The organism is Streptomyces sp. NPDC025651 (genome assembly GCF_055558735.1).
Genome location: NZ_JBVHLZ010000004.1, coordinates 1 through 18,879 on the forward strand (window position 1 = coordinate 1; position 18,879 = coordinate 18,879).

General features: G+C 70.7%; 18 protein-coding genes. 15 read left to right on the top strand and 3 right to left on the bottom strand.

Translation table 11 applies throughout. From position 1 onward, the window contains the following. Positions 1-123 precede the first annotated feature (123 nt). From ACZ4D5_RS16245 to ACZ4D5_RS16285, 9 genes are all read left to right on the top strand, one after another. Complete coding sequence (locus ACZ4D5_RS16245; RefSeq protein ID WP_467773043.1) at positions 124-768, top strand: HAD family hydrolase; 645 nt, start codon at positions 124-126, stop codon at positions 766-768. A gap of 344 nt (positions 769-1,112) precedes the next feature. Further along, complete coding sequence (locus ACZ4D5_RS16250; RefSeq protein WP_467773567.1) at positions 1,113-1,520, top strand: VC0807 family protein; 408 nt, start codon at positions 1,113-1,115, stop codon at positions 1,518-1,520. Positions 1,521-1,633: 113 nt separating this feature from the next. After that, positions 1,634-2,854 carry an MFS transporter gene (locus ACZ4D5_RS16255; RefSeq protein WP_467773044.1) on the top strand — a complete coding sequence of 407 codons (1,221 nt, stop codon included), beginning with the start codon at positions 1,634-1,636 and terminating at the stop codon, positions 2,852-2,854. Continuing rightward, positions 2,805-3,980 (top strand): acetoin utilization protein AcuC, encoded by a 1,176-nt coding sequence (locus tag ACZ4D5_RS16260; protein WP_467773045.1) that lies wholly within the window; start codon positions 2,805-2,807, stop codon positions 3,978-3,980. Before ACZ4D5_RS16255 ends, ACZ4D5_RS16260 begins: the two co-directional genes overlap by 50 nt. Before the next feature lie 412 nt (positions 3,981-4,392). Next, on the top strand, positions 4,393-5,208 hold the full coding sequence (locus ACZ4D5_RS16265; RefSeq protein WP_467773046.1) for a phosphatase: 816 nt from the start codon (positions 4,393-4,395) through the stop codon (positions 5,206-5,208). Positions 5,209-5,340: 132 nt separating this feature from the next. After that, complete coding sequence (locus tag ACZ4D5_RS16270) at positions 5,341-5,550, top strand: helix-turn-helix domain-containing protein (RefSeq protein ID WP_266863634.1); 210 nt, start codon at positions 5,341-5,343, stop codon at positions 5,548-5,550. Between the two features lie 146 nt (positions 5,551-5,696). Then, positions 5,697-5,795, top strand: a complete 99-nt coding sequence (locus ACZ4D5_RS16275) for a 30S ribosomal protein bS22 (RefSeq protein WP_003948845.1) — start codon at positions 5,697-5,699, stop codon at positions 5,793-5,795. Positions 5,796-6,074: 279 nt separating this feature from the next. Next, positions 6,075-7,136 carry an NAD-dependent epimerase/dehydratase family protein gene (locus tag ACZ4D5_RS16280; protein WP_467773047.1) on the top strand — a complete coding sequence of 354 codons (1,062 nt, stop codon included), beginning with the start codon at positions 6,075-6,077 and terminating at the stop codon, positions 7,134-7,136. 14 nt (positions 7,137-7,150) lie between these two features. Next, positions 7,151-8,215 carry a lysophospholipid acyltransferase family protein gene (locus tag ACZ4D5_RS16285; protein WP_467773048.1) on the top strand — a complete coding sequence of 355 codons (1,065 nt, stop codon included), beginning with the start codon at positions 7,151-7,153 and terminating at the stop codon, positions 8,213-8,215. Between the two features lie 108 nt (positions 8,216-8,323). Here ACZ4D5_RS16285 and ACZ4D5_RS16290 read toward each other — a convergent pair whose 3' ends face one another. The 3 genes from ACZ4D5_RS16290 to ACZ4D5_RS16300 form a co-directional block, all read right to left on the bottom strand. Then, positions 8,324-9,586 (bottom strand): DUF5667 domain-containing protein, encoded by a 1,263-nt coding sequence (locus tag ACZ4D5_RS16290; RefSeq protein WP_467773049.1) that lies wholly within the window; start codon positions 9,584-9,586, stop codon positions 8,324-8,326. 303 nt (positions 9,587-9,889) lie between these two features. Then, positions 9,890-10,687: an ECF subfamily RNA polymerase sigma factor, BldN family gene (locus ACZ4D5_RS16295; protein WP_467773050.1), complete on the bottom strand. Its 798-nt coding sequence runs from the start codon at positions 10,685-10,687 to the stop codon at positions 9,890-9,892. Positions 10,688-10,988: 301 nt separating this feature from the next. Continuing rightward, positions 10,989-11,942, bottom strand: a complete 954-nt coding sequence (locus ACZ4D5_RS16300; protein ID WP_467773051.1) for an HAD family hydrolase — start codon at positions 11,940-11,942, stop codon at positions 10,989-10,991. 136 nt (positions 11,943-12,078) lie between these two features. Here ACZ4D5_RS16300 and ACZ4D5_RS16305 point away from each other — a divergent pair, with 136 nt between their 5' ends. The 6 genes from ACZ4D5_RS16305 to hemB all read left to right on the top strand — a co-directional run bounded on the left by ACZ4D5_RS16305 (position 12,079) and on the right by hemB (position 18,831). After that, the gene (locus ACZ4D5_RS16305; RefSeq protein ID WP_467773052.1) at positions 12,079-12,357 is read left to right on the top strand and encodes a glutaredoxin family protein; all 279 of its coding nucleotides are present in this window, start codon (positions 12,079-12,081) and stop codon (positions 12,355-12,357) included. A gap of 305 nt (positions 12,358-12,662) precedes the next feature. Further along, entirely contained in the window at positions 12,663-13,418 is a 756-nt protein-coding gene (locus tag ACZ4D5_RS16310; RefSeq protein ID WP_467773053.1) for a redox-sensing transcriptional repressor Rex, read from the top strand. Beyond that, entirely contained in the window at positions 13,415-15,094 is a 1,680-nt protein-coding gene (locus ACZ4D5_RS16315) for a glutamyl-tRNA reductase (RefSeq protein ID WP_467773054.1), read from the top strand. The genes ACZ4D5_RS16310 and ACZ4D5_RS16315 overlap by 4 nt, the downstream gene beginning before the upstream one ends. Beyond that, positions 15,091-16,065, top strand: coding sequence for a hydroxymethylbilane synthase (hemC, locus tag ACZ4D5_RS16320; RefSeq protein WP_467773055.1), 975 nt, complete (start codon positions 15,091-15,093; stop codon positions 16,063-16,065). The genes ACZ4D5_RS16315 and hemC overlap by 4 nt, the downstream gene beginning before the upstream one ends. Next, entirely contained in the window at positions 16,062-17,720 is a 1,659-nt protein-coding gene (locus tag ACZ4D5_RS16325) for a bifunctional uroporphyrinogen-III C-methyltransferase/uroporphyrinogen-III synthase (protein ID WP_467773056.1), read from the top strand. Before hemC ends, ACZ4D5_RS16325 begins: the two co-directional genes overlap by 4 nt. 121 nt (positions 17,721-17,841) lie before the next feature. After that, the gene (gene hemB, locus ACZ4D5_RS16330) at positions 17,842-18,831 is read left to right on the top strand and encodes a porphobilinogen synthase (protein WP_467773057.1); all 990 of its coding nucleotides are present in this window, start codon (positions 17,842-17,844) and stop codon (positions 18,829-18,831) included. Positions 18,832-18,879: the final 48 nt, after the last annotated feature.

The window sequence follows — 18,879 nt, forward strand, 5'->3', positions numbered from 1 at the left end:
GCAGGGGGGACCCTGTGGGAGAGTAGGACGCCGCCGAACTCCTTTTGAAGAAAGCCCCGGACCGGGAACGGTCCGGGGCTTTCTTGCGTTATGGGTCGTTCGACCAAGGCTTAGGGTCGATATATGCGATACGACCTGGTCATCTTCGACAATGACGGCGTCCTCGTGGACAGTGAGCCGCTCTCCAACACGATCCTCGCCGGCTATCTGACCGAGCTCGGGCACCCCACCTCGTACGAGGACTCCCTGCGCGACTACATGGGCGCCGCCGTCCACCGCGTACACGATCTCGTTCTTGAGCGGACCGGGCAGCGGCTTCCCGCGGACTTCGACGACGTCTTTCATGGGCGGGTCTTTGCGGCATTCGAGCGTGAGCTTGAGCCCGTGGACGGGGCCGTGGAAGTGCTGGAGAAGCTGGCCGGGGACGGGGTCGCCTACTGCCTGGCATCCTCTGGCAGCCATGAGCGGATTCGGGTCGGGCACCGTAAGGCCGGGCTCGACAAGTGGTTCGGGGAGGACCGGATCTTCAGCGCGCAGGACGTGGGGCGCGGGAAGCCGGCGCCCGATCTCTTTCTCTACGCCGCCGAGCGCATGGGAGTGGCGCCGGAGAAGTGCGTCGTCGTGGAGGACAGTCCGCTGGGTGTGCAGGCCGCGGTCGCCGCGGGGATGGATGTGCTCGGGTTCACCGCCATGACACCTGCCGAGCGGCTCGCGGGTGCCACTGAACTCTTCGGTGACATGCGGGAGTTGCCCGGCCTGCTCGTGTGACATGAGCCGTGACAGGGGCAGTGCGGTGGGGCTGACAATTGTCATCCGCAGGACCGGACGATCGTTTCTGTCGGCGGACAGGGGGCCACGGCGAAGCTGAGGGTGTCACGAAGGAACGCGACGCTCGCAGCCACGACGGAGGAACCGATCATGAGTCAGCTCGCCGCAGAGGCCCCCACCCGGGTTCGTGCGGAGGTTCGTGGAGAAGCGCGTGGAGAGGACCGGGGAGAAGGTTTCGCCGTCGTCGCTCCCGGCTGCGGTGATCCGGGCGACGTACGCAAGGCCCGTATCGAGTCCCTGAAGCCGCTCGTGCTGGACGCCCTGGTGCCCACTGCCTCGTACTACTGGCCGGTGATCCGCGGCTCATGCTCGCCAAGGACAGCGGGATCACCGCGACCGTGGGCATCGCCGTTCTGGTGTCGGTGGTGGCAGGGCGGCCGTTGATGACCGCCGCGCTCAAGCCCTGGGTGACCAAGGGCAACGCGGCGCGGGCCGTGGCCTGGGAGCGGTTGATGGCGGAGCGGGGGCGGTTCGCCCGTATGGAGCGGACGTTCTCCGTGGTGTGGGGTGGCGCGCTCCTGGGGGAGGCGGTGCTGCGGGTCGTGGGGGCCTATACCCTGTCCGTCGACACCATGGTGTGGCTGGGCGGTGTGATCGCGGCGGTGACGATCACGCTGACCGTCGTGGTCAGCGGGGCCCTGGCGGTCGGGCCGATGGAGCGGATGGTCGGGGAGAGTGCCGAAGGGCGCTGATCTTGGTGCCGTCGCGTGTGGTGTCGACGAGTGCGATGCCGTTCGACCTGCGCCGGAAATAGTTGAGTGATCCATCTACCCACGGGTAGCCCGGGGCCCTACGCTCTGCAGCCATGACCGAAGTGCTGCGGCGCGGCAGGGCCTCGCTGGCGTTCGCCTTTCTGGTGCAGGGAGTGACTTTCGCCCTGCTCGTGACGCGGATTCCGGCGATCCAGGACCGTTACGGGATATCCGACGGGCTGCTTCCCGTCTTCCTCGCGGCGGTGCCGGTCCTGGCCGGGGCCGGGAGCGTGGGCACCGAGCAGCTGGTGAAGAAGGTGCCGCCGAGTGCGGTGCTGCGGTGGTCGCAGCCCGTCGTCCTGCTGTCGCTGCTGGGAGTGGGCGCGGGGGACGCGCTGTGGCAAGTGGCCGTCGCGCTGGGGGCGTTCGGGCTTGCGGTGGGTGCGCTCGACGCGTCGATGAACATGCTCGGGGTCAGCCTTCAACGGGCGTACGGGCGCAGCATCATGCTCGGCTTCCACGCGGCGTACAGCCTGGGCGGCATCGTGGGGGCGTCGCTGGCCTGGGCCGGGGCGCACTGGGATCTCTCGCTGTTCGTGTCCTATCTGCCGGCCGTGGCGGTGCTGTTGCCCGCCGCGCTGGTCGGGAGTCGGTGGTACGTCGATGCGGCGGCGGAGAGGGAAGGTGCCGGCGCCGATGCCGCGGGGAAGGGCGGGGGTGTCGTCTTCGCGTTGCTGCTTCCGCTCTGCCTGGTGATGAGCTTCGCGTACATCGGGGACTCGACCGTCTCCAACTGGAGCGCCAAGTATCTGCAGGACGTGCTCGGGAGTTCGGAGGAGGTCTCGACCGTTCCGTACAACGTCTACATGGTCATGACGCTGATGGGGCGGGGGCTCGGGGACCTGGGCGTGCGGCGGTTCGGGGCCGTGGCGGTGGTGCGGGCAGGGACGGTGGTGGCCGCGCTGGGGTTCGCGGTGGTGGCCGCGGCGCCCGGGGCGTGGGTCGGGATCGCCGGGTTCACGGTGCTCGGGCTGGGGTTGTGCGTGATCGTTCCGCAGACGTTCGCGGCGGCGGGGAGACTGTTCCCCGATGCTTCGGATGCAGCCGTCGCGCGACTGAATGTCTTCAACTACGTGGGGTTTCTGATCGGTTCGCCGTTGGTGGGCGGGCTCGGGGACGCGTGGAACTACCGCGGGGCCATGCTCGTTCCCATGGTGTTGGTGCTCGTGACCTTGTTGTATGCCCGCTCCTTCGCCCCGGAAGCGGACCGATACGGTGACGGGCATGAGCGGCCGCGCACAGCTGATGTGGGACGAGGCAGTAACGGGCTATGACTTCGGCCCGGGTCACCCCATGGATCCGGTCAGACTCGGGCTGACCCGAAGTCTTGTCGGCGCCTTCGGGCTCGACCAGGAGCTGGATGTGGTCGCGGCCAAGCGTGCCGGTGATTCGACGCTGCGGCTCGTGCACCGCGAGGACTATGTGCGGGCGGTCAAGGCCGCTTCCGTGGATCCGGCGTCCGCGCGCGGGGAGTACGGGCTCGGCACGGAGGACGACCCGGCCTTCGCGGGGATGCACGAGGTGTCGGCGCTGATCGCCGGGCAGTCCGTGGGCGCGGCCGAGGCCGTGTGGCGCGGGGACGCGCTGCATGCCGTGAACTTCGCCGGCGGGCTGCACCATGCGATGCCCGGCGGGGCCTCGGGGTTCTGTATCTACAACGACGCCTCGTTGGCGATCGCGCGGCTGCTCGAGCTGGGTGCCGAGCGGGTCGCGTACGTGGATGTCGACGTGCACCACGGGGACGGGGTGCAGGCCTCCTTCTGGGAGGATCCGCGGGTTCTGACGATCTCGCTGCACGAGCATCCGCGGACGCTGTTTCCGCAGACCGGGTGGCCCGAGGAGACGGGGGCGGACGGTGCGGCCGAGGGGTCCGCGGTGAATGTCGCGCTGCCTGCCGGGACCGGGGACGCGGGGTGGGTGCGGGCCTTTCATGCCGTGGTGCCGGAGCTGTTGGCCGAGTTCCGGCCGCAGGTGCTCGTGACGCAGCACGGGGCCGACACGCACTTCGAGGATCCCCTTGCGCACCTTGCCGTTTCGCTCGATGCGCAGCGGGCCGTGCAGGTTGCCTGCCATGAGCTGGCGCATGAGTACGCCGAGGGGCGGTGGGTCGCTCTGGGGGGTGGGGGGTACGCCGTGGTGGACGTGGTGCCGCGGTCGTGGACGCATCTCGTGGGGATCGCTGCGGGGCGGCCGGTCGATCCCTCCGCGGGGATTCCTGAGGCGTGGCGGCAGGAAGTCTTCGCTCGGACGCGGCAGTTGGCGCCGGGGCGGATGACGGATGGGCGGTGGCCTGTGGAGTGGAAGGACTGGGGGGCGGGGTATGACCCCGCTGATCGGCTTGATCAGGCGGTGCTTGCGGCTCGGCGGGCCGCGTTTCCGTTGCGGGGGTTGTTGGCGTAGGGGGGTTCCTTCCCCAAGCCCGCCCCTTCCCGAAACTGGGGGCTCTGCCCCCAGGCCCCGAAGCCGGCTCGGCACCCTGGGGCTCCGCCCCAGACCCCGCTCCTCAAACGCCGGAGGGGCTGGAGAGTGAAGGGCTGGAGAGCGAAGGGCTGGAGAGTGGGGCCGGGGGGGGAGTTGCGGGAGGGGTGGGGAGTGGCGGAGGAGCCGGGGGAGTTGTGGGAGTTGTGGGAGGGGGCAGTGGTGCGGTCGGGGTGGGGAGTTGCCGGATCGGCTGGGGTGCGGTCGGGGTGGAGAGTTGCCTGTTCGGCCGGGTAGGGGCGGGCTGGTCGGCATTGTGGTCGCGTTACGCCAACTGTGGGTGCTTTCCGGGGTTTTGGGGGTCCGTGGGGGAGGGATGCGCCAGCATCGGACCGTGTTGAGCACCGGCGCCCTGCGTGCGCATCTGTTGGCGGCTCGGTTGGCCGGGCCCGTGGCCACCTCGCGGGAGGAGAGTCTGCGGAGTTACCGCCTCTTCGCGGCCCGTGACCCGCGGATACTTCTCGGGCTCGATCCCGAGTGGAGCTGGGGGCCCGGCGATCTGCTGCGGCTGATGGCCGACAAGTGCGGTGTGTCCGCCGACCCACGGCATACTTCTGGGGCCGATGTCATCGATCCGGAGCGGACGTTGGCAGCGCTCGACGCCTTCGCGGAGAGGCTCGGCGAGGCCGCGCGAAGGCGCCTCCCGGTGCTCTTCGGGACGGGTCATCCGCACCGACTTCTCGGGTTCTACGCCGCGTTGGCGGACGCTTTGTCGGCGGCCGGATGCACCGTCCTCACCCCCGCGCAGGGCAACAGTGTCGACATAACGACCCGGTTCGGCCTACGCACGTACAACCTTGACTACGTACAAGGAGTCGCGCTGGTGCGCGAACCCGGCGTGCGTCTCACCGGGAGTGAGACCGGCGCACACACCCACTCACCGCTCCCGGTTCGGGCCGCCCTGAATGCCGCCGCGGAGGCCGGTGGACCGCTTCCCGAGTTGGTCGTCGGCGACCACGGATGGGTCTGCGGAGCAGGTCAGCTGGGGTTTGAGGCGATCGGTCTGGCGGATACGGACGATCCCGCCCTGTTCGTCGGAGAGGCCGAGGGGCAGGTGTCCGTCGTCGTTCCGCTTGATGACGCTGTGCGGTCTGATTACTACCGACCGCTTACTCGCTATGTACTCAATCGAGCGTGTCTGTCACAGTAGGCGGCCGACGGCTGCTCCTCTTCCCCACTCGCATCATCCGCCCCTAGTCTGGGGAGTGAGCGCGCAGCGACGAAGAGTCACCGGAAGGGGAAGCCGGTGCCCGTCATGTGCGGAAGGTTCAGGTGGGGTGTCATGGCTGCAGACCAAAGGCCGCTGAACGAGGTCGCATTCCTGACCGTGGCGGAAGTCGCCGCGGTGATGCGAGTGTCCAAGATGACCGTGTACCGGCTGGTGCACAGCGGTCATCTGCCCGCCATCCGGGTCGGGAGGTCCTTCCGGGTCCCGGAGCAGGCGGTTCACGAGTACCTCCGCGAGTCCTATGTGGGGGTCGAAGCAGGTTGAGCGACGGGCCCCAGGGTCCGTCGGGCAGGGGTCGCGCCCCCTCGATTACGTCCCTCACGCGGGGGCGGGTAGGCTAGGCCGACGTAGGTCGTGTGGGCCCAGTCTGCTGCCCCGCACCGAGTGAAGAGAAGTGAGCGAGGGTAGTCGTGGGCTCTGTTATCAAGAAGCGGCGTAAGCGGATGGCCAAGAAGAAGCACCGCAAGCTGCTGAAGCGCACTCGCGTTCAGCGTCGCAACAAGAAGTAAGCGGCCGCTGCAACAGCGCGTTCCGAAGCCCTCCCACCGCCGGTGGGAGGGCTTCGGCATGTTTGGGGCCGTCCTGCGCGGTACTTGGGGGGACGTGCCGCCCGGTACCCGTGGGGCGGTGCGGTATTTGACGACCGGCGGCTTGGTCCGTACGTACTCCTGTGTCCGTCGTCACTTCCCGCATCGCACGGTCATCACAGCGCAACATCCACCCGCTAGCGTGGGCCGGGACACAGTCGTCCGTGAGTGGCGAGGGTTGGGGAAAGGCAGGCGCTGATCTTGGGCAAGGTCGTGCTCGTGACCGGAGTGGCCCGACAGCTGGGCGGACGGTTCGTCCGGCGCGTCCAGCGCGACCCCGACGTCGACCGGGTGGTCGCCGTCGACGCGGTCCCGCCCGAGCACCATCTGGGGGGCGCCGACTTCGTCCAGGCCGACATCCGGCAGCCCGCGATCGCCAAGGTCCTCGCCGAGTACGCCGTGGACACGGTCGTGCACATGGACGTCGCGGCCACCGCGCTCGGCGGCCGCGGCGGCAGGGGCGGCAGGGGCTCGGTCAAGGAGACCAACGTCATCGGCACCATGCAGCTGCTCGGCGCCTGCCAGAAGTCGCCGACGGTGAAGCGGCTCGTGGTGAAGTCGAGCACCAGCGTGTACGGCTCCGCGCCCAAGGACCCCGCGGTCTTCACCGAGACCACGCCGCCCAAGTCGCTGCCCAGCGGTGGCTTCGCCAAGGACACCGTCGAGGTCGAGGGCTATGTGCGCGGCTTCGCGCGGCGCCGCCCGGACGTCGCGGTGTGCGTGCTGCGCTTCGCGAACATCCTGGGGCCCGCCGCGGACTCCCCGCTCGCCGAGTACTTCTCGCTGCCGGTCCTGCCGACCGTGTTCGGCTACGACCCGCGCCTGCAGTTCGTGCACGAGGACGACGCGGTCGAGGTGCTGCGCCTGGCCTCGCACGACCCCGAGCGGGGGACGCTCAACAGCGGTACGTTCAACATCGCCGGCGACGGCCAGCTGCTGCTCTCGCAGTGTTCGCGGCGGCTCGGCCGCCCCACCGTGCCGGTGCTCCTGCCGGCCGTCACCTGGTTCGGCTCCGCCCTGCGCACGCTCGGCGCCACGGACTTCTCGCCGGAGCAGATCAGGCTGCTCACGCACGGCAGGGTCGTGGCCACCCGGCAGATGCGCGAGACACTGGGGTTCAGGCCGAAGTACACGACGGCGCAGACGTTCGCGGACTTCGTACGCAGCCGGGGTCCGGGACTGCTGCCGCCAGGTGCCCTCGCGGGGGCAGTCGACCGGATCGCCGCGCTGCCCCTCGCGGGTGGCAACCAGAGCGCCAACTGAGGAGAGCGTCAACGATGGCGGACGCCAAGGTCATTCCGTTCGACGACGACCGGTCGCGCGGGGGCGCGCAGCGCATGTCGCGCCGCAGGTCGGCGCCCCGGCGCAAGGGCGACCCCGTGGCCGGGGTCAAGGCGCTGCCCGGACAGCAGGACGGGCAGAAGGAGGAGGAGCGGCAGGGCGGGGAGCCGCGCGTGGAGCGCGCCGAGCCGGAGCGGGCGGCCGCCGAGCCGCGGGGCGCCGGCGGCTGGGACCGGCGCATCGCGGGCGGCCTCGCCTTCCTGCGCCGACGGCTCACCGGTGAGTACGAGGTCGACGACTTCGGTTACGACGAGGAGCTCACCGACCAGGTCCTGATGTCGCTGCTCCGCCCCTTCTACGAGAAGTACTTCCGGGTGGAGGTGAAGGGCATCGAGAACATCCCCGCCGACGGCGGGGCGCTGATCGTCGCCAACCACTCCGGGACGCTGCCGTTGGACGGCCTGATGATGCAGGTCGCGGTGCACGACAACCATCCGCAGGGCCGGCATCTGCGGCTTCTCGCCGCCGACCTCGTCTTCATGCTGCCGGTGGTCAACGAACTGGCCCGCAAGGCCGGGCACACCCTGGCCTGTGCGGAGGACGCGGAGCGGCTGCTCGAGCGGGGCGAGCTGGTCGGGGTGATGCCGGAGGGCTTCAAGGGCATCGGCAAGCCGTTCAGCGAGCGCTACAAGCTGCAGCGGTTCGGTCGCGGCGGCTTCGTGTCGACGGCGCTGCGGACGGGTTCGCCGATCGTGCCGTGCTCGATCGTGGGGGCGGAGGAGATCTACCCCATGATCGGCAACGCGAAGACTCTGGCCAGGGTCCTCGGGTTCCCGTACTTCCCGATCACGCCCACGTTCCCGTGGCTGGGGCCGTTGGGCGCGGTGCCGTTGCCGACGAAGTGGACGATTCAGTTCGGGGAGCCGATTCCGACGGACGGTTATCCGCCGGAGGCGGCGGACGACCCGATGCTGATGTTCAACCTGACGGATCAGGTGCGGGAGCAGATCCAGCACTCGCTGTACAAGTTGCTGGTGCAGCGGCGGTCTGTGTTCTTCTGAGGGCTGGGCGGGGCGTGCTTTCGGGCCGCTCCGCCGGGCGTGCCTCATCACGCGGTCGGGGGCGCCCTCCATGCTCGGAGGGCGCCCCCGACCGCGTACTGCCGACGGCTACTTCGCGTCCTCGCCGTCGATGCCCAGCTCCGGGAGCAGACCGGGCAGGAGCGGGGGCAGGGTGACCTCCGGCTTGGCCGTGGTGTCGCCCTTGCCGGGCTTGCTCTTGCCGTCCGAGGGGGGCGGGGTCGTCTTCTCGTCCGGTGGGTCGAGGAGGCCGCCCGTGGTCCCGCCGAGGAGGCCTTCGCCCTGGCTGTCCGAGGTGGACGGCTTGGGCTTGCTGTCGCTGCCGGTGCCGCCGCCGTGCGTCGCTCCGCCGCCCGAGGGGCGGGAGGAGTGCCGGTCGGTGCCTTCGGAGCCGCGGGGGCTCTGGGAGGTCCGGCCGGTGGTGCTGCCGCCCTTCTCGGGGACGCGGGGCAGCAGCGAGCGCAGCGGGTCGACCTCTTGGTCTATGGCGTCGAAGACGGAGGCCACCTGCTCGCTCACGTCGCCCAGCTGGACCGGGAGGCGACCCTGGAGGTCGCTCCAACTGTCGCGGTGCGACTGGGAGAAGGAGGACAGCGCCTGGATGGGACCGAGGGAGCCGTCGCGCTGGTAGGCCTCGTGGAGCAGGCGGTGGCCTTCGGTGGCGTCGTGCCGCATGCCGGAGAGGGCTCGCCTGACCTCGCCGACGGACTCGTGGTCGAGGTCGCCCGAGCGGCCTCGCTCCATGAGCCTGCGGGCCTCGTTCAGCCGCGTCGACGCCTGGTCGAGGTAGATCCTGCCGCGGTCGGCGTCGTCGTCGGCCATGCCCAGCTTGAGGTCTTCCATGCCGCGCTTGAGGCCGTACAACGAATCGCCCGGCAGGGCGTCCGAGCTGGCGGCGGCGACTCCGCTGAACGCGCCCGCGGCCACACCGACCGTGAGGCCACCCGCCGCGATGCCCTTGGACAGGCGGGACCGCGGCCGCAACTTCCGCAAGGAGGCCGCTCGGTGGGCGCCCTTGCGGGAGCGCTGTTCGGGCACCGAGGGGGTGCCGCCCTCCAGGAGCATGGCTTCCATCGCGGCCACCAGCTGGGCGCGTTGGACGACCTTCACCTCTGGGTCGAGGGCGGGCTTGGGCAGCGCGTCCAGACCTTCCGTCAGGGCCAGCATGCGGCTCTGTTCGGTCGGTTCGGCACGGGCCGCGGTGGTTTCGGGGGACTCCACGGATGCGGCCGCGGATGCGGGTGTGGACGCGGAGTCCTCGGACTGCTCGGCCGCCGGGTCCTGGTCGGAATGCTCCTCCAGGGCCTGGGCGAAGGCGTTCGCCCGCCGGTGGGCCGATACGTTCGCGATCACTGGCGGCACCTCCTCTCGTCATGACGGTCGACTCCCCAGGGGGTCCTGAGGGTTGCATGTCCTGACCATTTCCACACGATCGGGTGAGCGAGTGGGGTCTCCCCCGGCTCATTAAGAGCCCGGGGAGCATCAGGTAGCGACCACAGGGAGCCTGCATCCCGCACAACGAGCGTCGCGGCACTTGGGTTACGGACGAAAGATGATCGGACCGCGAAGAAACGAGGAAGGGCCGTGGCGGCCATCTGGCCGCCACGGTCGGTGAGTTGGGCGCCACGGAGCGTCGGCGCGAGCCGCCGTGGAGCGCTAGCGCGCGTCGTCCGGCAGGAGGCGCGCCAGCGTGCGGACCGCGCGGTACTGGAGGGTCTTGATCGCACCCTCGTTCTTGCCCATGACCCGGGCGGTCTCGGCGACGGAGAGGCCCTGGAGGAAGCGCAGGGTCACGCACTCCTGCTGCTGGGGGTTGAGACGGCGGACGGCTTCGAGGAGGGCGGCGTTCGACAGGGACTCCAGGACGGAGTCCTCGGGGCTGCGCTCGACTTCGTTGGCGTCGAGCATTTCGCCGGTGGTCACTTCGAGGCGGAAGCGGCTCGACTTGAAGTGGTCGGCGACCAGGTTGCGGGCGATCGTGACCAGCCAGGCGCCGAAGTCGCGGCCCTGCCAGGTGAAGGTGCCGATGCGGCGCAGGGCGCGCAGAAAGGTCTCGCTCGTGAGGTCCTCGGCGGTCGCCTTGCCCCCCACGCGGTAGTAGATGTAGCGGTAGACGGTGTCGCTGTACTGGTCGTAGAGGCGGCCGAAGGCGTCGGACTCGCCGGCCTGGGCGCGCTCGACGAGGTCCATCATGCGGGCGCTGTCGCTGTCCGCGGCGGGGCGGCGGGGGGCGGGGGCCGATGATGCGGCGGCAGCGGCGCCGGAGCGGGCCCGTCTGCTCACCGCCGCACCGCCGTCCGCCAGGGCATAGCACGGCCCGGCGGGTGCGGGGACGGCGAAGGCGGGGACGGCGGGGACGGCGTACGCGGTGGGGACGAAGCCGCGCAAGCGGTCGATGACCGTTGCGCGCAGCGTAGCCAGGCCCGAGGCGTCAACCCCGACGTGTGGGTACACGGGACTCCCAGAGGCAGAGCTTCCATCACGTGCAGTGCGGGACCGTTCACCCGTCGTAGCGACGTGCGGGGTCCCTTATGCGTCTGAGGAGAATAACGCTTCGTACAGGCAGCGCTACACCCAGTTGCTCAAATCATCGATTACGTCGCTTCTGTAACCGATTTGAGCCTGATCAAGTACCGGAGAGTGAGCGGTTGTTGATCGGATTAGTTCGCATTCCGTCTCCGCGCGGGGCGTGTTGTGGCCGAGTTCAACCAACGTGACTGGCGGGAGGCGGGGCGGGGTAGGACCGAGAGAATGTTCAGTGGCGGCGGCGGTGCAGGGCGATGGCCGCGGCCGCGCCGCCCGCCAGGGCGCCGACGCCCGCGGCGGCCGGGATGCCGACCTTCGCGGCCTTGCGGCCGGTGCGGTAGTCCCGCAGGCGCCAGTCCCGTTCGCGGGCGTGCTTGCGCAGCTTGGCGTCGGGGTTGATCGCGTACGGATGCCCGACGAGCGAGAGCATCGGGATGTCGTTGTGCGAGTCGCTGTACGCGGCGCAGCGGCCGAGGTCCAGGCCCTCGGCGGCGGCCAGGGCGCGGACGGCCTCGGCCTTGGCGGGGCCGTGCAGGGGTTCGCCGACGAGCTTGCCGGTGTAGACGCCGGCGACGGACTCGGCGACGGTGCCGAGGGCGCCGGTCAGGCCGAGGCGGCGGGCGATGACCGTGGCGATCTCCACCGGGGCGGCGGTGACCAGCCAGACCTTCTGGCCCGCGTCGAGGTGGGCCTGGGCGAGGGCGCGGGTGCCGGGCCAGATGCGCTCGGCCATGTACTCGTCGTAGATCTCCTCGCCGATGGTCATCAGCTCGGCGACGCGGTGGCCCTTGACGATGGACAGGGCGCTGTCGCGGGCGTCCTGCATGTGCTCGGGGTCCTCGACGCCGGCGAGCCTGAACCACGCCTGCTGCCAGGCGAATCGGACGAGCTCCTGGCGCTCGAAGAACTTCCGCTTGTACAGGCCGCGGCCGAAGTGGAAGATCGCGGCGCCCTGCATCACGGTGTTGTCGAGGTCGAAGAAGGCGGCTGCCTTGTCGTCGCCGACGACCGGGAACTCCGGTTCCTTCGGCTCCTCGTCGGGCGCGGCCCGCGCCGCGAGCGCGTCGAGTTCCTCCAACTCCTGGGAGGACTTGCGCGCTGCCTCAGCCGAGGCCTCGCCTGCCAACACGCTCCGCGCCGTGGCGGAGCGCCTACGGGGGGTGAGCCATCCGAGAGCGGCCATGCCGTGAGCATAGCTAGTTCGTTCGGTAGTTCCGGAGTCGGCAGGGTTCGACCCTGTGAACTCTCCGCTACCGAGCCGTTAAACGGCGCTCCGCGCGGGCGTTCGCCGGGCGCGTCGGCGGGGCGAGAATGGGGGTATGAGCCCCATTTTCCGGCGTACGCAGAAGAAGAGGCCCGAGGACCGCACGGTCACCTTGATCGGGAAGCCCGGCTGTCATCTGTGTGATGACGCACAGGCGGTGATCGAGAAGGTCTGCGGCGAGACGGGGGCCGCATGGGAGAAGAAGGACATCACTCAGGACGAGGAACTGCATCGCGCCTACTGGGAGCAGATTCCGGTTGTCCTCGTGGACGGCGAGCAGCACACCTTCTGGCGCGTGGACAAAGATCGACTCCGGCGCGAGCTGGCGGGGTAGGCCGGATCCGTACTGACCGGCCAGTCCAAAGTGGGCGCGAAGTCGTTTACGCTTTGGGGCGGTTTTGGTCTCGGGGGCGATGATCGTGAGGAGTGTGTACGGTTTTGCCCCCTTCAGGTGAGCAACGACGCTCCCCGTGCGCCGGTTCCACGACTGCGCGCCGGGGGCGCGTGACCCCGGTCACGTTGGCCGGGCAAATCGGACACCATCTTTGTGCACGCGTTCACAAAGACATAGCCTGCATTCGACGGGGCGGTCTGGGGACGAGTGACCGCCTGCAGCCCCGCTCTACCCGCAGGAGCACCGTGGCAACTGGCCGAACTCACCGACCGGCGACCCGCAGCCGAGGGATTCCCGAGGCCACCGTCGCCAGGCTTCCGCTGTACCTCCGAGCCCTCACCGCACTGTCGGAGCGCTCGGTGCCCACGGTCTCCTCCGAGGAGCTCGCGGCCGCCGCAGGGGTCAACTCCGCGAAGCTGCGCAAGGACTTCTCGTACCTCGGTTCGTACGGGACGCGTGGCGTCGGGTACGACGTCGAGTATCTCGTGTACCAGATCTCCCGCGAACTCGGTCTGACCCAGGACTGGCCGGTTGTGATCGTCGGTATCGGTAACCTCGGGGCCGCGCTTGCCAATTACGGCGGGTTCGCCTCGCGTGGTTTCCGTGTCGCGGCGCTGATCGACGCCGATCCGGCAATGGCCGGAAAGCCCGTCGCGGGGATGCCCGTGCAGCACACCGACGACCTCGAGAAGATCATCGAGGACAACGGAGTGTCGATCGGTGTCATCGCGACCCCGGCCGGCGCCGCCCAGCAGGTCTGCGAGCGGCTCGTCGCCGCCGGTGTGACCTCCATCCTGAACTTCGCGCCGACCGTCCTGTCCGTGCCGGACGGCGTCGACGTGCGCAAGGTCGACCTCTCCATCGAGCTGCAGATCCTCGCCTTCCACGAGCAGCGCAAGGCCGGTGAGGACGCAGCCCCCGAGGGCACCGTGCCGCCCGCGCCGGGCAAGCAGCAGCGGAAGGGACCCGACGGGGACGTCCCCGCCGTGATGCCGGCATGAGTCTCCTGGTCGTCGGGCTGAGTCACCGCAGCGCTCCGGTGAGCGTCCTGGAGCGGGCCGCGCTGTCCGCGGACACGCAGGCCAAGCTCCTGCAGGACACCCTCGCCGCCGAGCCCGCCACCGAGGCGGCCGTGCTCGCCACCTGCAACCGCATCGAGCTGTACGCCGACGTGGACAAGTTCCACGCGGGCGTCGCCGAACTTTCCACACTGCTCGCGCAGCACAGCGGCGTCGGCCTCGAGGAGCTCACCCCTTATCTGTACGTCCACTACGAGGACCGCGCCGTCCACCACCTCTTCTCGGTGGCGTGCGGGCTCGACTCGATGGTCGTCGGCGAGGGCCAGATCCTCGGGCAGATCAAGGACGCCCTGGCGCGCTCGCAGGACCTGCACACCGCGGGCAAGCTCCTCAACGACCTCTTCCAGCAGGCCCTTCGGGTCGGCAAGCGCGCGCACTCCGAGACCGGCATCGACCGGGCCGGGCAGTCGCTCGTCACCTTCGGCCTCGAACAGCTCGCCGCGCGCGAGCCGGTGGACGCCTGGGCCAAGGGCAAGCGCGCCCTGGTGATCGGCGCGGGCTCCATGTCCTCGCTCGCCGCGGCCACGCTCGCGCGGGCCGGGGTCGAGGAAGTCGTCGTCGCCAACCGCACGTTGGAGCGCGCCGAGCGGCTCGCCGAGATCCTGGGCGGGCCGGGCGGCACCGGAGTGACCGCGCGCGCCGTCCCCATGGACGACGTGGCGGACGAACTGACACGTGCAGATGTGGCCATCTCCTGCACCGGCGCGACCGGGCTCGTCCTGACCGCGCGCGCCGTCGCGGCGGCCGTCGCGGGGCGCACGCCCACCGCGGGCAGCTGGGTCGCGGGCGTGGCCGAGCAGGCCGCCGCACGGCCTGCCGTCGCGGGCGACGAGGACTGCCCCTTCGACCTCTCCGCGCCGGGCGGCTTCTCCGTCGCCGGTGAGGACGCCGTCGCGGGGATGGACGCCGCGACCCTGGAGCAGCACGCGGCCTGGGTGGACAACGCGCCCGCCGAGCGGCGCGAGAGCGGCCCGCAGGCCGAGGCCGGGGCCATCGCCGCGCTGGCGACGGCCGCGAGCGTCACGGGCCGGGTGCCCGAGCTGCGCCGCCCCTCGCCGTCGGCCGCCCCCGCCCGCACCGCCGTGCTCGCGCTGCTCGACCTCGCCATGCCCCGCGACATCGACGCCGCGGTGCACCGCATCGAAGGGGTGCGGCTCGTCGACATCGAGTCGCTCGCCGAGGCGTCCGCGGACGCCCCGATGGCCGACGACGTGGAGAAGGTCCGCGGCATCGTCTCCGACGAGGTCGCCGCCTTCGGCGCCGCGCAGCGCGCCGCGCACATCACGCCGACCGTGGTCGCCCTGCGCACCATGGCCGCCGACGTGGTGGCCGGCGAGATGGCGCGGCTCGAAGGACGCCTGCCGGGCCTGGAGGACAAGCAACGCGCGGAGATCACGCAGACCGTGCGCCGCGTGGTGGACAAGCTGCTGCACGCGCCGACGGTGCGGGTCAAGCAGCTCGCCAGCGAGCCCGGCGGCGCCGGGTACGCGGACGCGCTGCGCACGCTCTTCGACCTCGACCCGCAGACGGTCGCGGCGGTCAGCAGGGCCGACCACCCGAACAACGAGAACGACGACCCGAATCGAGGCCGGGCATGACCGAGAAGGCCCTGAGGCTCGGGACCAGGCGCAGCAAGCTGGCCATGGCCCAGTCCGGCCAAGTGGCCGAAGCCGTACAGCAGTTGACGGGACGCCCCGTCGAGCTCGTGGAGATCACGACGTACGGGGACACCTCGCGCGAGCACCTCGCGCAGATCGGTGGCACCGGCGTCTTCGTCGCCGCCCTGCGCGAGGCGCTGGCCCGCGGCGAGGTCGACTTCGCCGTGCACTCCCTCAAGGACCTGCCCACCGCGCAGCCCGACGAGCTCACGCTCGCCGCCGTGCCGGTGCGCGAGGACCCGCGGGACGTGCTGGTGGCCCGCGACGGGCTGACCTTCCCCGAGCTGGCTGCGCAGTCCCCTGACGGGGGAGCCCGGGTGGGCACCGGTTCGCCGCGCCGCATGGCGCAGCTGAACGCCTACGCGCGCAGCCACGGCATGACCATCGAGACCGTGCCGATCCGCGGGAACGTAGACACCCGCATCGGATACGTGCACAAGGGGGAGCTCGACGCCGTCGTGCTCGCCGCCGCCGGACTCAACCGCGTCGGCAGGATCGACGCGGTGACCGACTTCCTGTCGGTCGACACCGTTCTGCCCGCCCCCGGCCAGGGGGCACTGGCGATCGAGTGTGCCGCGCACAACGCGTCACTCGCCGCCGCGCTCGCCGAGCTCGACGACCCGTACACCCGGGCCGCCGTGACCGCCGAGCGGTCCCTGCTCGCCGCCCTGGAAGCCGGTTGCAGCGCGCCTGTCGGCGCGTTGGCCGACTTGCTGGCCGACGGGCAGATTGTCAAGGAAATGCGCCTGCGCGGCGTCGTCGGTACGACCGACGGCTCGGCGCTGGTGCAGCTGTCCACCACCGGTCCCGTGCCCGAGACGGAGACCCAAGCCATGGCGCTGGGCCGCGAACTCGCGGCCGAGATGCTCGCCAAGGGCGCGGCCGGTCTGATGGGGGAGCGAGCACTTTGAGCCCCACCTCGAACCTTCCCGGCCTTCCCGCACACGGGCACGTCACCTTCCTCGGTGCCGGACCCGGAGATCCGGGACTGCTGACCCTGCGCGCCGTCGAGGCGCTGGCCCGAGCGGATGTGCTGATCGCCGAGCCGGATGTGCTCGACGTCGTCCGCGTGCATGCCAGGGGAGGTGTGGACACACCGCAGCCGGCGGCAGCTGACGATGCGTCAGCAACCGTTGAGGCGCCTGCGTCGCGGGCCGCGGCCAATCTTGTCATGGAGGCCGCGCGGGGCGGCAGGCGGGTCGTGCGCGCGGTGAGCGGCGACCCGGGCCTGGACACCGACGCGGCCGAGGAGATGCTCGCCTGCGCCGCCGAGGGCATCCCCTTCGAGGTCGTGCCCGGCATCGCGGCCGCCGTCGGCGTGCCCGCGTACGCCGGTGTGCCGCTGCGGGACGCCCAGGGCACCGACGTCCGCTTCGTCGACGCCCGTACCGCGTCGGACCGTTGCTGGAGCGAGGTCGGCGCGTCCGACGGGACCGTGGTGGTCTCGACGGCGCTCGACTCCGTCGCGGCGGCCGCCGGTGAGCTGGTGTCCGCGGGCCGCAAGCCGGACACCCCGATGACCGTGACCGTCGGCGGTACGACGACGCGCCAGCGCACCTGGACCGCGACGCTCGGCACCATCGCGCAGGTCCTCAAGCAGGCGAAGGTGCTGCCCTCGCCGGAGGGCGGCCGGCCCGTCATAGCCGTGGTCGGCGAGCGCTCCGCCGCCGCCCAGCGCGACCAGCTGTCGTGGTTCGAGTCGAAGCCGCTCTTCGGGTGGCGCGTGCTCGTGCCGCGTACGAAGGAGCAGGCGGCCTCGCTCTCCGACCAGCTGCGGTCCTACGGCGCCGTGCCGCACGAGGTCCCGACCATCGCGGTCGAGCCGCCGCGCACGCCCCAGCAGATGGAGCGCGCGGTCAAGGGGCTCGTGACGGGTCGCTACGAGTGGATCGCCTTCACCAGCGTGAACGCCGTCAAGGCCGTGCGGGAGAAGTTCGAGGAGTACGGGCTCGACGCGCGTGCCTTCGCCGGGATCAAGGTCGCGGCCGTCGGTGAGCAGACCGCCGCCGCGCTGATCGCCTTCGGCGTGAAGCCGGACCTGGTGCCCAGCGGTGAGCAGTCGGCCGCGGGTCTCCTGGAGGACTGGCCGCCGTACGACCCGGTCTTCGACCCGATCGACCGTGTCTTCCTGCCGCGGGCCGACATCGCCACGGAGACGCTGGTCGCCGGGCTCATCGACCTCGGCTGGGAGGTCGACGACGTCACGGCCTACCGGACCGTGCGCGCCTCGCCGCCGCCGGCCGAGACGCGGGAGGCGATCAAGGGGGGCGGCTTCGACGCCGTTCTCTTCACCTCGTCCTCGACCGTGCGGAACCTCGTCGGCATCGCCGGCAAGCCGCACAACGTGACCGTCATCGCCTGTATCGGGCCTGCCACCGCGAAGACCGCGGAGGAGCACGGGCTCCGGGTGGACGTGATGGCTCCGGAGCCGTCGGTCCACAAGTTGGCCGAGGCGCTGGCCGAGTTCGGTACGCGGCGCCGCGCTGCCGCGCTGGAGGCGGGGGACCCCGTCACCCGGCCCAGCGAGCGTCGACCCGGTTCGCGTCGGCGACGCACCGCGCCGTAGGTTCTATGGGTGGGCGCCTCCCTCGTCGGTGCTCTGCACCGGGGGCTGCGCCCACCCGTGCCGCCCAGCGGCACGATTGCCCACAGCGGGCACAGCCGTAGCGGTATGAGGTGAGGTTTCAGTGACGAAGTACGGGTCCTTCCCCGGAGCGCGGCCGCGCAGGCTGCGGACCACTCCCGCCATGCGGCGCATGGTCGCCGAGACGCGGCTGCATCCGGCCGATCTGATCCTGCCCGCGTTCGTGCGCGAGGGGATCAGCGCTCCGGTGGAGATCGGGTCGATGCCCGGGGTCGTCCAGCACACGCGCGACACCCTGAAGAAGGCGGCCGTCGAGGCGCTGGAGGCCGGGGTCTCCGGGATCATGCTCTTCGGTGTGCCGGAGGAGTCCAAGAAGGACGCCGTGGGTACGCCGGGCACCGACCCGGACGGAATCCTGCAGGTCGCCCTCCGTGACGTGCGCGCCGAGGTCGGCGACGACCTCATCGTGATGTCGGACCTGTGCCTCGACGAGACCACCGACCACGGCCACTGCGGTGTGCTCGACGCCGAGGGCCGGGTCGACAACGACGCGACCCTGGAGCGGTACGCGGAGATGGCCCAGGTCCAGGCCGACGCGGGCGCCCACGTGGTGGGCCCCAGCGGCATGATGGACGGTCAGATCGGCGTCATCCGCGACGCGTTGGACCAGGTCGGGCACGAGGACGTGTCGATCCTCGCCTACACGGTCAAGTACTCCTCGGCCTTCTTCGGCCCCTTCCGCGAGGCCGTGGCGTCGTCCCTGAAGGGCGACCGCAAGACCTACCAGCAGGACCCCGCCAACACCCGTGAGTCCCTGCGGGAGTTGGCCCTGGACCTGGAGGAGGGCGCCGACATGGTGATGGTCAAGCCCGCGGGTCCCTACCTCGACGTCCTGGCCCGCGTCGCCGACGCGGTGGACGTGCCGGTGGCCGCGTACCAGATCAGCGGTGAGTACGCGATGATCGAGGCCGCCGCCGAGCGGGGCTGGATCGACCGGGACAAGGCGATCATGGAGTCCCTGACGGGCATCAAGCGCGCGGGCGCGAACATGATCCTCACGTACTGGGCGACCGAGGTCGCGCGCGGGCTCTGACCCCGCTCCGGTTCCTGGGCCGGGCCGTGCTTGACCTCAACTTCGGTT

Coding starts and splice junctions, on each gene's coding strand:
- ACZ4D5_RS16245 (WP_467773043.1), top strand. CDS start 124: ATGCGATACGACCTGGTCATCTTCGACAATGACGGCGTCCTCGTGGAC.
- ACZ4D5_RS16255 (WP_467773044.1), top strand. CDS start 1,634: ATGACCGAAGTGCTGCGGCGCGGCAGGGCCTCGCTGGCGTTCGCCTTT.
- ACZ4D5_RS16260 (WP_467773045.1), top strand. CDS start 2,805: ATGAGCGGCCGCGCACAGCTGATGTGGGACGAGGCAGTAACGGGCTAT.
- ACZ4D5_RS16270 (WP_266863634.1), top strand. CDS start 5,341: ATGGCTGCAGACCAAAGGCCGCTGAACGAGGTCGCATTCCTGACCGTG.
- ACZ4D5_RS16285 (WP_467773048.1), top strand. CDS start 7,151: ATGGCGGACGCCAAGGTCATTCCGTTCGACGACGACCGGTCGCGCGGG.
- ACZ4D5_RS16300 (WP_467773051.1), bottom strand. CDS start 11,942: ATGGCCGCTCTCGGATGGCTCACCCCCCGTAGGCGCTCCGCCACGGCG.
- ACZ4D5_RS16305 (WP_467773052.1), top strand. CDS start 12,079: ATGAGCCCCATTTTCCGGCGTACGCAGAAGAAGAGGCCCGAGGACCGC.
- ACZ4D5_RS16315 (WP_467773054.1), top strand. CDS start 13,415: ATGAGTCTCCTGGTCGTCGGGCTGAGTCACCGCAGCGCTCCGGTGAGC.
- hemC (WP_467773055.1), top strand. CDS start 15,091: ATGACCGAGAAGGCCCTGAGGCTCGGGACCAGGCGCAGCAAGCTGGCC.